Raw genomic sequence first — 12806 nt, 5'->3', positions numbered from 1 at the left:
CATGGGTGCGCGCGAAAACGCGCGAACGCTCAGTGCAGGATCTTCGCGAGGAAGTCCTTCGCGCGTTCCGATTTCGGATTCGAGAAGAAATCGTCCTTGCGGTCGTCCTCGACGATCGCGCCCTTGTCCATGAAGATCACGCGGTGCGCGACCTTCTTCGCGAAGCCCATCTCGTGCGTGACGACCATCATCGTCATCCCTTCCTGCGCGAGTTCGACCATCACGTCGAGCACTTCGTTGATCATCTCCGGATCGAGCGCGGACGTCGGCTCGTCGAACAGCATCGCGATCGGGTCCATCGACAGCGCGCGCGCGATCGCGACACGCTGTTGCTGGCCGCCCGACAGCTGGCCGGGAAACTTGTGCGCATGCGCCTTCAGGCCGACGCGATCGAGCAGCTTCATGCCCTTCTCGTTCGCTTCGTCCTTGCCGCGGCCGAGCACCTTGATCTGCGCGAGCGTCAGGTTCTCGGTGATCGACAGGTGCGGGAACAGTTCGAAATGCTGGAACACCATCCCGACCTTCGAGCGCAGCTTCGACAGGTTCGTCTTCTTGTCGCCGACCGACTGGCCGTTCACGAGGATCTCGCCCTGCTGGAACGGCTCGAGGCCGTTCACGGTCTTGATCAGCGTCGACTTGCCGGAGCCCGACGGGCCGCACACGACGACCACTTCGCCTTTCTTGACCTCGGTCGTGCATTCGGAGAGGACCTGAAACTGGCCGTACCACTTCGAAACGTTCTTGATGGAAATCATCTTGTGACCTTTTTCTGGAGACCCTTGACGAGAGCAGACGCCAACGAGCAAATCACGAAATAGCATGCGCCGGCGAACAGGACCATCTCGACGGTCGTGCCGTCGCGATCGCCGATGTTGGCGGCCGTGCGGAAGAAGTCCGCGAGACTGATCACGTACACGAGCGACGTATCCTGGAACAGGACGATCGCCTGCGTGAGCAGCAGCGGCACCATTGCGCGGAACGCCTGCGGCAGGATCACGAGGCGCATCGCCTGCGCGTAGTTCATGCCGAGCGCGAACGCGGCGTTCACCTGCCCGCGCGGCACCGCCTGGATGCCGGCGCGGATGATCTCGGAATAATACGCGGCTTCGAACAGCGAGAACGCGACCATCGCCGACGCAAGGCGGATGTCGATCGTCGGCGACAGCCCGAGCACGCCCTGCAGCAACTGCGGCACGATCAGGAAGAACCACAGCAGCACCATCACGAGCGGGATCGAGCGGAACACCGTCACGTACGCTTTCGCGAACCACGCGAGCGGCTTCACGCCGGACAGCCGCAGCAGCGCCAGCAGCGTGCCCCAGACGATGCCGACCACGATCGCGATCAGCGTGATCTTGAACGTGACGATCGCACCGGACCACAGCGTCGGCAGCGCGCCGGGAATACTACTCCAGTCGAACTGATGCATCACTTGCCTCCGATGTAGCCGGGCAGCCGCGTACGGCCTTCGATCCAGCGCATGAACGCCATCACGACGAGGTTGATGACCACGTACGCGAGCGTCACGGCGATGAACGACTCGTAGGTCTGCGCGGTGTAGTCGACGAGCTGGCGCGCCTGCGCGGACAGGTCGAGCAGGCCGATCGTCGACGCGACGGCGGAGTTCTTGAAGATGTTCAGGAATTCCGACGTGAGCGGCGGCACGATGATCCGGTATGCCACGGGCAGCAGCACGTAGCGGTACGTCTGCCATTGCGTGAAGCCCATCGCGAGGCCGGCCGCGCGCTGGCCCTTCGGCAGCGCGTTGATCCCCGAGCGCACCTGTTCGCACACGCGCGCGCCGGTGAACAGGCCGAGACAGACGATCGACGCGGTAAAGAACTGCGTGGTCGGCGGCAACTGCTTGATCCAGGTGCCGATCGATGCGGGCAGCAACTCGGGTATCACGAGATACCAGACGAAGAACTGCACGATCAGCGGGATGTTCCGGAAAATCGACACGTACACGGTGCCGATCGCGGCGAGCCACTTGTTCGGCACGGTGCGCAGCACGCCGAACAGCGACCCGACGATCAGCGCGATGACCCAGGCGACGAGCGACACTTCGATCGTCACCCAGAAGCCGGACATCAGCCATCCGAAATAAGTCGTCGGCTCGCCGGTCGACACGGGGCTCAGAAAGATGCCCCAGTTCCAGTGGTAAGACATGGGCAAGACTCCAGCAAAAAGAAACGGAAGAAGCGTGGCCTCTTCCGTCTCATTAGCGTCATTTCTGCATCAACGGCCGTGCGGTCAGTCGAGCGCCTTGTCGTTCGGGTTCGCGTACAGCTTCTTCATCGACTCGGACAGCGGGAAGTTCAGGTTCAGCCCCTTCGGCGGGATCGGGTTCTCGAACCACTTCGCGTAGATCTTCGCGGCTTCGCCCGACTTCTCGACTTGCGAGATCGCGTCGTCGACGACCTTCTTGAAGTCGGCGTCGCCCTTGCGCATCATGCAGCCGTAAGCCTCTTCCGATTGCGGCGTGCCGACGATCACCCATTCGCCCGGCTGCTTCGCCTTCGCGCGCTCGCCCGCGAGCAGCGCGTCATCCATCATGAATGCGACCGCGCGGCCCGATTCCAGCGTGTTGAACGAATCGCCGTGATCCTTCGCGCTGATGATGTTCATGCCGAGCTGCTTGTCGTTGTTCATCTTGCGCAGCAGGCGCTCCGACGTCGTGCCGGCGGTCGTCACGACCGTCTTGCCCTTCAGGTCGGCGAAATCCTTGACGCCCGAATCCTTCTTCGTCATCAGGCGCGTGCCGATCACGAAAATCGTGTCGGAGAACGCGGCTTGCTGCTGACGCTCGAGGTTGTTGGTCGTCGAGCCGCACTCGATGTCGACCGTGCCGTTCTGCACGAGCGGGATGCGGTTCTGCGACGTGACGGGGATGTTCTTCACCTGCAGGTTCGGCAGGCTCAGCTTCTTCTTCACCGCGTCCACGATCTTCAGCTGGAACTCGCGCGAATAGCCGACCACCTGCTGGTTCTGGTCGTAGTAGGAGAACGGAATCGACGATTCGCGGTGGCCCAGCGCGATCACGCCCGTGTCCTTGATCTTCTTCAGCGTGCCAGTCTCCTGAGCATGCGCGCCGCTTGCGAACGCGCACAGCGCCGCGGCCATCAGGACTGCCTTGTGGTATTTCATTTTGGTCATCTCCTTGGCTAAAACCCGCGCCAGTGTATCAAAGTAATATTTTTGAAAGTACTGGTTGTTTACCGCACTACGAATCGCCCTGTGCGAAGCCGTCCTCCCGGCTCCGGGCGCGCCAGATGCGCGCGCGGGCGGTGCCGGATTCGGCACCGCCCGCGAGGGTTCACATCCGCAATCGGGTGGATTGCGTCATGAATCTTTCATGGTCGATGATCAGGGACGCCCGGTCAGGGACGCCCGGTCAGGGGTAGAGGCCGCGCATTTCGCGCGCCATCAGGATGCGCTTGCACGCGACGATGAACGCCGCCGTACGCACCGTCACCTTGTGCTCTTCCGCGACCGCCCACACGCCGGCGAACGCTTCGCGCATCACGCGCTCGAGACGATGGTTGATCTCGTCTTCCGTCCAGAAGAAGCTCGAGAAATCCTGCACCCACTCGAAGTACGATACGGTCACGCCACCGGCGTTCGCGATCACGTCGGGGATCACGAGCACGCCGTTCGCGCTCAGGATGTCGTCCGCCGCGGTCGTCGTCGGGCCGTTCGCGCCTTCGACGATGATCTTCGTGCGGATCTTCGCCGCGTTCTTCTCGGTGATCTGGTTTTCCAGCGCCGCCGGGATCAGGATGTCGGTCTCGACCGTCCAGAACTCGTCGTTCGGCATCGGCTCGGCGCCTTCGAAGCCCGCGACGCCGCCCGTGCGTGCGACGTGGTCGAGCAGCTTGTTCGAATCGAGGCCGGCCGGCTGGTAGATCGTGCCCGTGTGATCCTGCACCGCGATCACCTTCGAGCCCGCTTCCTGGAACAGCTTCGCCGCGATGCCGCCGACGTTGCCGAAGCCCTGCACCGCGATGCGCGCGCCTTCGATCTCGAGGCCCTTCTTCTTCGCCGCTTCGCAGCCGACGACGAACACGCCGCGGCCCGTCGCTTCCTTGCGGCCGAGCGAACCGCCGAGCGCGATCGGCTTGCCGGTCACGACGCCGGTCGACGTCTGGCCCTGGTTCATCGAGTACGTGTCCATCATCCACGCCATCACCTGTTCGTTGGTGTTGACGTCCGGCGCCGGAATGTCGGTGTTCGGCCCGATGATGATGCCGATTTCGCTGGTGTAGCGGCGCGTCACGCGCTCGAGCTCGCCACGCGACAGCTTGCGCGGGTCGACGCGGATGCCGCCCTTCGCACCGCCGTACGGCACGTTCACGGCCGCGTTCTTCACCGACATCCATGCGGACAGCGCCATCACTTCCGACAGCGTCACGTCCTGGTGGTAGCGCACGCCGCCCTTGCCCGGGCCGCGCGACACGTTGTGCTGCACGCGATAGCCTTCGAAGTGCGCGACGGTGCCGTTGTCGAGCTCGATCGGGCAGTCGACGATCAGGATGCGCTTCGGACGCTTCAGCGTTTCGAGCCAGCGCGACAGCGAACCGAGGTACGGCGCAACGCGATCGACCTGCTGAAGGTAGTTGCCCCACGGGCCGAGATCGTCGGCGTGCAGGTAGGACGGGATGGACTGCTGTTGCGAAGACATGGAAGCTCCAACGTTCAACGGATTGCGCACATTGTCGAAAAAGCCGTTTTTTTTATCCAATGCCGTTTGTTTATTCGATTATGCGTTTCTTGCATGATCGCGATTTTTTGCAAATCCGCGGTCGATTCGCGCAAGAACGCCCGCGATCGGCCGTGCATCGCGTTCGTGGAAAAACGGATTGGACAGGCGTGGGCCCGCCGCCGGACAGCGGTCCGGCCGGCGCTGCGAGGGCGCAGTCAGTCGGGTGAACCGGTCGGCCGGACTAACCGCCAGCGGTTAACCGGCAGTATCGCCGGTGGTCTCGCGCAGTTCGTCGCGCACGACGTCCCACAGCGCGCGCACGAGCTTCTGCCGCGGATCGTCGCCCTGCAGCGCGAGCTTGTCGCAGTACAGCCGGATCTCCATCGTCAGCGTGAACGGATGCGCGCCGCCGCGAGCCGACCGGTCGAGGCGGATCAGCCGGCCGCCCGCGACCGCATCGTCGACCGCGCTGTGCGGCAGGAACGCGACGCCGTGGCCCGCGAGCGCCATCGCCTTCAGCCCTTCGGCCATGTCGGTTTCGTACACGCGATCGAGGAACAGCCGCGTCGGCGCGTTCGCGATGATGACTTCGGTCATCCGGCCGAGATACGCGTTCGGCGTATACGACAGGTACGGCACGCGCGCGTCGGCCGTGCCCGGCAGCGTATGGCGCGGCCGGCCCGCGCGGCCGGGCGCGGAGAACGGGCTGATCGGCTCGCTGCCGAGGACGAGCATGTCGTAGCGCGCCGGGTCGAGCGCGACCGGGTGGCTCGGGTGGTGGTAGCCCATCACGAGGTCGCAGCCGCCTTCGACGAGCGACAGCACCGCGTCGTGCACGTTCAGCGCGCGCAGCCGCGTGTGGACCTGGCCCATCTTCGCCTCGATCCGCTCGAGCCAGCGCGGGAAATACGTGAGCGACAGCGTGTGCGGCACCGCGAATTCGATCGTCGGCACCGGCGCGCCGACGTGGCCGCGCAGCAGCGTGCGCGCCTCGTGCGCCTGCGACAGCATCGTCAGCGCCTGCTCGTAGAAGATCTGCCCGGCCTGCGTGAGCCGCGTCGGATAGACCGAACGATCGATCAGCTCGGTCGCGAGCCATGCCTCGAGCGCCTGGATGCGCCGCGAGAACGCCGGCTGCGACACGTGCCGCAGCTCGGCGGACCGGCTAAAGCTGCGCGTCTCCGCGAGCGAGACGAAGTCTTCGAGCCATTTCAGTTCCATGCAGGCGGGCGCGGCGGGCGGCGGTCGGGAAGAAGCCTGCATTCTACCGGCGGGCGGACCCGGCCGGCGGCTTGGCGGACAGCCCGGCGAGCCCGCGGGGGCGCCTGCCGACACGCCATTCGCGTGCCGCCCGGGCATCGCTCGCCGGCGGCGCGCGCGGCCGGACCGGTTCGGCCGGAATCGACGCGCGCCGATGGTAAAATGCCGGATTCTCCTTCCCTCGTTCGCCCCGGCCCCAAAAGGCCCTGCCCGATCATGTCCGACACTCGTCCCGATACGCTTTTCGCCCTCACCGCGCTCTCGCCCATCGACGGCCGCTACGCCAGCAAGACCGAAGCGCTGCGCGACTGGCTCTCCGAAGCCGCCTTCATGCGCCACCGCGTCACCGTCGAGGTGCACTGGCTGATCGCGCTGTCGCGCGCCGGCTTCGCGGAAGTCCCGCGCTTCTCGGAAGCCTCCGAGCAGTTCCTGCTGCAGCTCGCCGAGCGCTTCACCGCGCACGACGCCGCACGCATCAAGGAAATCGAGCGCGTGACGAACCACGACGTGAAGGCCGTCGAATACTGGCTGAAGGAATCGGTGAAGGGCCAGGCCGAACTCGAGAAGGCGAGCGAATTCATTCACTTCGCGTGCACCTCCGAGGACATCAACAACACGTCGCACGGGATGATGCTCGCCGGCGCGCGCGAACACGTGATCCTGCCGGCGCTGCGCACGGTCTACCAGCGCCTCGTCGCGCTCGCGCACGCGCACGCGGAACAGCCGATGCTGTCGCGCACGCACGGCCAGCCGGCCAGCCCGACGACGCTCGGCAAGGAACTCGCGAACGTCGCCGCGCGCCTCGCCCGCGCGATCGCGCGCATCGAGAAGGTCGAGATCCTCGGCAAGATGAACGGCGCGGTCGGCAACTTCAACGCGCACCTGTCCGCGTATCCGGAATTCGACTGGGAAGCGTTCTCGCGCGACGTGATCGAAAACCGCCTGAAGCTCACGTTCAACCCGTACACGATCCAGATCGAGCCGCACGACTACATGGCCGAACTGTTCGACGCCGTGGCGCGCGCGAACACGATCCTGCTCGACCTCGACCGCGACGTGTGGGGCTACATCTCGGTCGGCTACTTCAAGCAGAAGACGAAGGCCGGCGAGATCGGCTCGTCGACGATGCCGCACAAGGTCAACCCGATCGACTTCGAGAACTCGGAAGGCAACCTCGGCCTCGCGAACGCGACGCTGCGCCACCTCGCCGACAAGCTGCCGGTGTCGCGCTGGCAGCGCGACCTGACCGACTCGACGGTGCTGCGCAACATGGGCGTCGCGCTCGGCTACTCGCTGCTCGCGTACGACTCGCTGATCCGCGGCCTCGACAAGCTCGAAGTGAACCCGCAACGCCTGAACGAAGATCTCGACAACTGCTGGGAAGTGCTCGCGGAGCCGGTGCAGACGGTGATGCGCCGCTACGGCATCGAGAACCCGTACGAGCAGTTGAAGGAACTGACGCGCGGCAAGGGCATCACGCGCGAAGCGCTGCAGGAATTCGTCGGCACGCTGGCGATCCCGCAGGACGCGAAGGATCGCCTGCTCGCGATGACGCCCGCGTCGTACATCGGCAAGGCCGTCGAACTCGCGAAGCGGATCGCGTAAGCGCCGCCGTCGCCTGACGCAAAAAAGCCCGATGCGAAGCGATTCGCATCGGGCTTTTTATTGCCTGCAGCAGCCGGTCAGAACGAGATCATCCGCCCCGGGTTCAGCGCGCTCATCACGCTCATCGCGGCCTTCGCGGCGGGAATCGCGATCGGCGACAGCTGCCGGCCGAGCGGAATCGCACGATGGTCGATGCCCGTGAGCATCGAGAAGTCGTCGTTGCGGCCGACGAAATCGTCGCAGATCGCCTTGCCGATCCGCACCGTCTGGGCGACGCCGTGCCCGCTCCAGCCCTGCACCATGTACATCGGCACGCGGCCGTCGGTCTTGCGGCTGTCGGTCGCGCCGTTCAGCGTGAAGTCGCTGACGCCGCTCCAGCAGTAGTCGAGCGCGAAGCGGCCGTCGTGCTGCGGAAACACCGTGTTCAGCCGTGTCAGCAGATACGCGTTGACGTCGGGCTGCGCCCAGCAGCTGCCGGTGCCTTGCCCGCCGAACAGCAGGCGGTTGCCGCGCACCGGCCGGTAGTAGTCGATCTGGAACTGCGTGTCGTACACCGGCATGCCGGCCGGCATCAGCGTCGCGACGTCGACGTCGAGCGGCGCCGTCACGCTCACGTACGTGAAGAACGGCACGGTGGTCGCCGCGCCGTCGTCGAGCAAACGGAACGTCGTGTTGTGCAGCGCGAGCACGACGCCGCGGCGCGCGGTAATCGTGCCGCCCGGCGTCGTCGCGACGACGCCCGCGGGCGTCTCGTCGAGTTCGAGCACCTCGGTGCCCTCGTACAGCGCACCGCCGTTCAGCCGGAAGCCGTGCACGAGGCCGCGCACCAGCGCGAGCGGATGAATCTGCCCGCCGATCGCGTCGATCGCCGCGCCGTGATACAGCCCCGAGCGCACGTATTCGTCGTGCAGCTGATGGCGGCCGACGAGCGTCACGCCCGCGTCGCCGAGATGGCGTCGCGCATCCGCGCCGTCGAGCAGCGCGCTCATGTGGCCGGGGTGAACCGCCGCCGTGACGTGGCCGCGCTTGCGATCGAGATCGAGCGCGTAACGCGCGCCGATTTCGTCGATCAGGTCCATCGACTCGGCCGACGCGAAGCGCCACAGCCGTTTCGCATCGTCGTGCGATAGGTAGTCGATCATGTCGGCGGCTTCCCAGCGCGCAAGGCCGGGCGTCAGTTGCCCGCCGTTGCGGCCCGACGCGGCCGAGCCGACGTGATGCTTGTCGACGAGGATCGTGTCGACGCCCGCTTCCGCGAGATGCAGGGCGGCCGATGCGCCGAGCAAGCCGGCGCCGATCACGAGCACGTCGCAGACGGCGTCGCGCGCCAGCGGCGCGCTGTTTTCATGGCGCGACAACGACGCCTCGTACCAGTTGGCCGGCCGTTCGCCGTCGTGGCGGGCCGGATCGCACCAATTCCAGTTGTCTTTTTCGATATTCAGTTGCGTTTGCTCGAAACGCGATTCGCCCTGGATCAAGGGCCTGTTGTTGGACGTCATGATTGCACTTGCATGGTCTTGGGCCGCCTGTCGAAGGGCCTCGTTGCTTCGAGGCTTCGCGGGTGGGGCAGCCGGTTCCACATGGGTGTCAACGAGAAAAGGGGCGCGATGGCCCGTGTTGACGGCGGCACGCTCGTGCCGCCTGGATCCCGGACTGTGCGAAAGCACGTATTGAAAGGTGCCGGGACACCCAATTTCTACACCGCAGAAATAATTCTACAGTGTAGAATAAGCTTTCGTCAAGTTTACAGCCGGTGCCGTGCCGGCGTGCCAGCCTGCGTCGATGAAAGACAAACCCGCCCAGGGGCCGCGCGGCCTCGACAAGGACGCGCTCGTCGCGGCCGCGCTCGCGCTGCTCGAAGACGTCGGCGAAGCCGCGTTCAGCGTGCGCAAGCTCGCGCAATCGGTCGGCTGCGATCCGATGAGCGTGCTGTATCACTTCAAGTCGAAGGACGGCCTGAGCCGCGCGATCGCGAATGCGCTGTCGCGCTCGCTCGTGCCGGTCGATCCGTCACTGCCGTGGCGCGAACGGCTGCGCGACCTCGCGCGCCAGTACCGCGCGCTCGCGCTGCGCTACCCGGCCGCATTCGCGCTGCTGCAGCGGCACATGAGCACCGGCCCGGCCGACCTCGCGCACATCGAGGCCGTGCATCGCGCGCTGACCGACGCCGGCATCCCGCGCGCGGCGCTGCCGTCGGTATGCGTCGGCTGGTACGCGAGCGTGATCGGGCTGGCCGCTGCCGAAGCGGGCGGCCTCACACGGCCCGCGAACGACGTCGAGCTCGCGGAAATGCACGCGCTGTCCGACGCCGCGCATCCGCTCGTCAAGTCGGCCGCGCCGCTCTATGCGCAGCTCGATCCGGCGGCCGTCCATGACACGATGCTCGACGTGCTGCTTGACGGCATAGCCCAACGCTCGCGCACGGCCTGACCGGCGTCCACCCCGCCAACGAAAAAAGCGCCCGAAGGCGCCTTTTCGATGACGATGGCCGCGAACCGCGCTCAGTGCTGATGCGCGAGGCCGATCTTCAGCATGACCTGATCGACGATCTGCTCGGGCGTCAGCTCGATGCTGACCTCGATCGCCTCGTCCGGGCCCGGCTCCTCGAGCGTGTCGAGCTGGCTCTTCAGCAGCGACGGATCGAAGAAATGGCCGGTGCGGCTCTTCAGGCGTTCCTGCAGCACCTCGAACGACCCCTTCAGATACACGAACCGCACGTCGGTGTCGGTGCCGCGCAGCACGTCGCGGTACGACCGCTTCAGCGACGAGCACGTGAACACGGCGGTTTCGCCCGCGTGCTGCTTTTCCTCGATGGCCGCGCGGATCGTGCGCAGCCACGGCCAGCGGTCTTCATCGGTCAGCGGAATGCCGTGGTGCATCTTTTCCTTGTTGGCCGCGCTGTGAAACGCGTCGCCATCGGTATAGCTGCACGACAGGCGTTCCGCCAGCATTTCGCCGATTCGCGACTTGCCCGCGCCCGACACGCCCATTGCGATCAGAATCATTGACTACCCCTTGTTACAGAACCACGCTCAGCAACAGCGTAAAGCTCAGACCGAGCACCGAGATGATGGTTTCAAGCAGCGACCAGGTCTTGAACGTCTGGCCGACCGTCATCCCGAAATATTCCTTGATCAGCCAGAAGCCGCCGTCGTTCACGTGCGAGAAGATCAGCGAGCCCGAGCCCGTCGCGAGCACCAGCAGCTCAGGCCGGACCGCCGCGCCCGACGCCGCCGCGATCGGTGCGACGATGCCGCAGGCCGTCGTCATCGCGACCGTCGCCGAACCCGTCGCGAGACGCATCAGCGCCGCGACGAACCACCCGAGCAGCAGCGGCGACAGATGCGCGTGCTTCGCGGTCTCGACGATCTGTTGCGAGATCCCGCTGTCGCGCAGGACGCCGCCGAAGCCGCCGCCCGCGCCGACGATCAGCGTGATGCCGGCGATCGGCGCCAGGCACTCGCCGCAGAATTTCTGGATCTGGTCGCGGTTGAAGCCCTGCTTCGCGCCGAAGGTCCAGAAGCTCACGAGCACGGCGATCAGCAGCGCGACGTCCGAGTTGCCGGCAAAACGCAGCAGGTTGTTCGGCAGCGACTTCGGCGTGAACACGAGGTCGGCCCAGCTGCCGACGAGCATCAGCACGACGGGCAGCAGGATCGTGAACAGCGTGATGCCGAAGCTCGGCAGTTCGCGCTTGCCGCCATCCGTGCGCGAATCGACGAATTGCGATGCGAGCGGGTTGTTTTCCGGCAGCTTCACGAACTTCGAGATCATCAGCGCGAACAGCGGGCCCGCGATGATCGCGGTCGGCACGCCGACGACGAGGCCGAACGCGATCGTCTTGCCGATATCGGCGCCGTATTGCTGGACGGCCAGCAGCGCGGCCGGATGCGGCGGGATCAGCCCGTGCACCACCGACAGGCCGGCCACCATCGGCAGGCCGACGACGAGCAGCGACTTGCCGGTGCGCTTCGCGACGTTGAACGCGATCGGGATCAGCAGCACGAAGCCGACTTCGAAGAACACCGGCAGGCCGACGATGATCGCGACGAACATCATCGCCCAGTGGATGTTCTTTTCACCGAACCAGTCGATCAGCGTGGTCGCGATCCGCTCGGCGCCGCCCGATTCGGCCATCATCTTGCCGAGCATCGTGCCGAGGCCGACGACGATCGCGATGTGGCCGAGCGTGCCGCCGGTACCGGTTTCGAACGACTTGACGATCTTGTCCATCGGCATGCCGACGACGAGGCCGAGGCCGAGCGAAACGATGATCAGCACCAGGAACGGGTAGATCTTGTAGCGCGCGATCATCAGGATCAGCGCGGCAATCGCGATCAGCGTGAATACGAGCAGCATGCTGCCTTGGACGGCCCCCATGTGGCACTCCTCCTAGAATTGTTCGAACCGGGCGAGTCGTTGCGAGTATGCCCGGCTATGCAGGTCTCCGAAACACGGGGGTACCCCCCCGTCAGGACGCTGAATTTTACTTATCTTTGCGATCCGCGGATAGAACCGGTTCCATCAGCAAAAACCCTCGGTAAAACAAGCACTAACGCTTGCTTTCCGAGGGCCAAACCGTCATTTGGCACAAGTCTTAACGGGGAAGCTGGCTCGCCGCTTGCGCGAGGCGCGTGACTTCGGCCCAATCCTGCGCGGCGAGCGCGGCCTTCGGCGTGAGCCACGAGCCGCCGACGCACACGACGTTCGGCAGTTTCAGGAAGTTCGGCGCGGTATCGACCGTGATGCCGCCCGTCGGGCAGAACTTCAGCGCCGGGAACGGGCCGTGGAACGCCTGCAGCATCGGCACGCCGCCCGCCTGCTGCGCGGGGAAGAACTTCACGATGTCGTAGCCGAATTCGAGTGCCTGGATGATGTCGCTCGGCGTCATCACGCCCGGCAGCAGCGGCAGGCCCGCGTCGAGCGACGCGAGGTGCAGCTCCTTCGTCAGGCCCGGCGACACGCCGAACGTCGCGCCCGCGCGCTTCGCCTGCGCGCAGTGCTCGGGCTTCGTGATCGTGCCCACGCCGACGACGATGTCGTCCGCGAGCTGGCTCGCGCGCTGGATCGCCTCGAGGCCCGCCGGCGTGCGCAGCGTGATCTCGAGCACCTTCACGCCGCCCGCGTGCAATGCGCGCGACACGTTTTCGCCCTGCTCGACCGAGTCGAATGCGAGCACCGGAATGACCGGGCCCAGCTTCACGATTTCAGCAATCGTCTTCATTGAATTGGCTCCTAG

The 12806-nt window shown here is 65.5% G+C and carries 12 protein-coding genes; 2 read left to right on the top strand and 10 right to left on the bottom strand.

What is annotated here, in order from left to right:
• Nucleotides 1-29 precede the first annotated feature (29 nt).
• The 6 genes from GJG85_RS03380 to GJG85_RS03355 form a co-directional block, all read right to left on the bottom strand.
• Nucleotides 30-755, bottom strand: coding sequence for an amino acid ABC transporter ATP-binding protein (locus tag GJG85_RS03380; RefSeq protein ID WP_124594277.1), 726 nt, complete (start codon nucleotides 753-755; stop codon nucleotides 30-32).
• On the bottom strand, nucleotides 752-1429 hold the full coding sequence (gene gltK, locus GJG85_RS03375) for a glutamate/aspartate ABC transporter permease GltK (protein WP_050013813.1): 678 nt from the start codon (nucleotides 1427-1429) through the stop codon (nucleotides 752-754). The genes GJG85_RS03380 and gltK overlap by 4 nt, the downstream gene beginning before the upstream one ends.
• Nucleotides 1429-2169 carry an amino acid ABC transporter permease gene (locus tag GJG85_RS03370; protein WP_050013814.1) on the bottom strand — a complete coding sequence of 247 codons (741 nt, stop codon included), beginning with the start codon at nucleotides 2167-2169 and terminating at the stop codon, nucleotides 1429-1431. The genes gltK and GJG85_RS03370 overlap by 1 nt, the downstream gene beginning before the upstream one ends.
• Nucleotides 2170-2253: 84 nt before the next feature.
• Nucleotides 2254-3147 (bottom strand): glutamate/aspartate ABC transporter substrate-binding protein, encoded by an 894-nt coding sequence (locus GJG85_RS03365; RefSeq protein WP_050013815.1) that lies wholly within the window; start codon nucleotides 3145-3147, stop codon nucleotides 2254-2256.
• Between the two features lie 247 nt (nucleotides 3148-3394).
• Nucleotides 3395-4681, bottom strand: coding sequence for a Glu/Leu/Phe/Val dehydrogenase (locus GJG85_RS03360; RefSeq protein ID WP_050013816.1), 1287 nt, complete (start codon nucleotides 4679-4681; stop codon nucleotides 3395-3397).
• 276 nt (nucleotides 4682-4957) lie between these two features.
• Complete coding sequence (locus GJG85_RS03355) at nucleotides 4958-5923, bottom strand: LysR substrate-binding domain-containing protein (RefSeq protein ID WP_050013817.1); 966 nt, start codon at nucleotides 5921-5923, stop codon at nucleotides 4958-4960.
• Nucleotides 5924-6178: 255 nt separating this feature from the next.
• Here GJG85_RS03355 and purB point away from each other — a divergent pair, with 255 nt between their 5' ends.
• The gene (gene purB, locus GJG85_RS03350) at nucleotides 6179-7567 is read left to right on the top strand and encodes an adenylosuccinate lyase (protein ID WP_050013818.1); all 1389 of its coding nucleotides are present in this window, start codon (nucleotides 6179-6181) and stop codon (nucleotides 7565-7567) included.
• A 77-nt stretch (nucleotides 7568-7644) separates the two neighbouring features.
• Here the strand turns inward: purB and GJG85_RS03345 are convergent, their stop codons facing one another.
• Nucleotides 7645-9066 carry an FAD-dependent oxidoreductase gene (locus GJG85_RS03345; RefSeq protein ID WP_050013819.1) on the bottom strand — a complete coding sequence of 474 codons (1422 nt, stop codon included), beginning with the start codon at nucleotides 9064-9066 and terminating at the stop codon, nucleotides 7645-7647.
• A gap of 283 nt (nucleotides 9067-9349) precedes the next feature.
• On the opposite strand from GJG85_RS03345, the gene GJG85_RS03340 reads away from it, so the two are divergent.
• The gene (locus GJG85_RS03340) at nucleotides 9350-9997 is read left to right on the top strand and encodes a TetR/AcrR family transcriptional regulator C-terminal domain-containing protein (protein ID WP_050013820.1); all 648 of its coding nucleotides are present in this window, start codon (nucleotides 9350-9352) and stop codon (nucleotides 9995-9997) included.
• Nucleotides 9998-10068: 71 nt separating this feature from the next.
• On the opposite strand, the gene GJG85_RS03335 is transcribed toward GJG85_RS03340, so the two are convergent.
• The 3 genes from GJG85_RS03335 to eda form a co-directional block, all read right to left on the bottom strand.
• On the bottom strand, nucleotides 10069-10572 hold the full coding sequence (locus tag GJG85_RS03335) for a gluconokinase (RefSeq protein ID WP_050013821.1): 504 nt from the start codon (nucleotides 10570-10572) through the stop codon (nucleotides 10069-10071).
• 13 nt (nucleotides 10573-10585) lie between these two features.
• On the bottom strand, nucleotides 10586-11947 hold the full coding sequence (locus GJG85_RS03330; RefSeq protein ID WP_050013822.1) for a GntP family permease: 1362 nt from the start codon (nucleotides 11945-11947) through the stop codon (nucleotides 10586-10588).
• A gap of 217 nt (nucleotides 11948-12164) precedes the next feature.
• A complete protein-coding gene (gene eda / locus GJG85_RS03325) occupies nucleotides 12165-12791 on the bottom strand; it encodes a bifunctional 4-hydroxy-2-oxoglutarate aldolase/2-dehydro-3-deoxy-phosphogluconate aldolase (RefSeq protein WP_006483410.1) in 627 nt (208 codons plus the stop codon).
• Nucleotides 12792-12806: the final 15 nt, after the last annotated feature.

Source organism: Burkholderia sp. MS389, from assembly GCF_016899425.1.
Taxonomy (GTDB): domain Bacteria; phylum Pseudomonadota; class Gammaproteobacteria; order Burkholderiales; family Burkholderiaceae; genus Burkholderia; species Burkholderia sola.
Note: the sequence above shows the minus strand (reverse complement) of the source record. Positions and strands in the feature narration are given on the sequence as shown.

Bases quoted from the DNA above. Each gene is read 5' to 3' on its own strand.
- GJG85_RS03380 (WP_124594277.1), bottom strand. From the start codon at position 755: ATGATTTCCATCAAGAACGTTTCGAAGTGGTACGGCCAGTTTCAGGTC.
- gltK (WP_050013813.1), bottom strand. From the start codon at position 1,429: ATGCATCAGTTCGACTGGAGTAGTATTCCCGGCGCGCTGCCGACGCTG.
- GJG85_RS03370 (WP_050013814.1), bottom strand. From the start codon at position 2,169: ATGTCTTACCACTGGAACTGGGGCATCTTTCTGAGCCCCGTGTCGACC.
- GJG85_RS03365 (WP_050013815.1), bottom strand. From the start codon at position 3,147: ATGAAATACCACAAGGCAGTCCTGATGGCCGCGGCGCTGTGCGCGTTC.
- GJG85_RS03360 (WP_050013816.1), bottom strand. From the start codon at position 4,681: ATGTCTTCGCAACAGCAGTCCATCCCGTCCTACCTGCACGCCGACGAT.
- GJG85_RS03355 (WP_050013817.1), bottom strand. From the start codon at position 5,923: ATGGAACTGAAATGGCTCGAAGACTTCGTCTCGCTCGCGGAGACGCGC.
- purB (WP_050013818.1), top strand. From the start codon at position 6,179: ATGTCCGACACTCGTCCCGATACGCTTTTCGCCCTCACCGCGCTCTCG.
- GJG85_RS03345 (WP_050013819.1), bottom strand. From the start codon at position 9,066: ATGACGTCCAACAACAGGCCCTTGATCCAGGGCGAATCGCGTTTCGAG.
- GJG85_RS03340 (WP_050013820.1), top strand. From the start codon at position 9,350: ATGAAAGACAAACCCGCCCAGGGGCCGCGCGGCCTCGACAAGGACGCG.
- GJG85_RS03335 (WP_050013821.1), bottom strand. From the start codon at position 10,572: ATGATTCTGATCGCAATGGGCGTGTCGGGCGCGGGCAAGTCGCGAATC.
- GJG85_RS03330 (WP_050013822.1), bottom strand. From the start codon at position 11,947: ATGGGGGCCGTCCAAGGCAGCATGCTGCTCGTATTCACGCTGATCGCG.
- eda (WP_006483410.1), bottom strand. From the start codon at position 12,791: ATGAAGACGATTGCTGAAATCGTGAAGCTGGGCCCGGTCATTCCGGTG.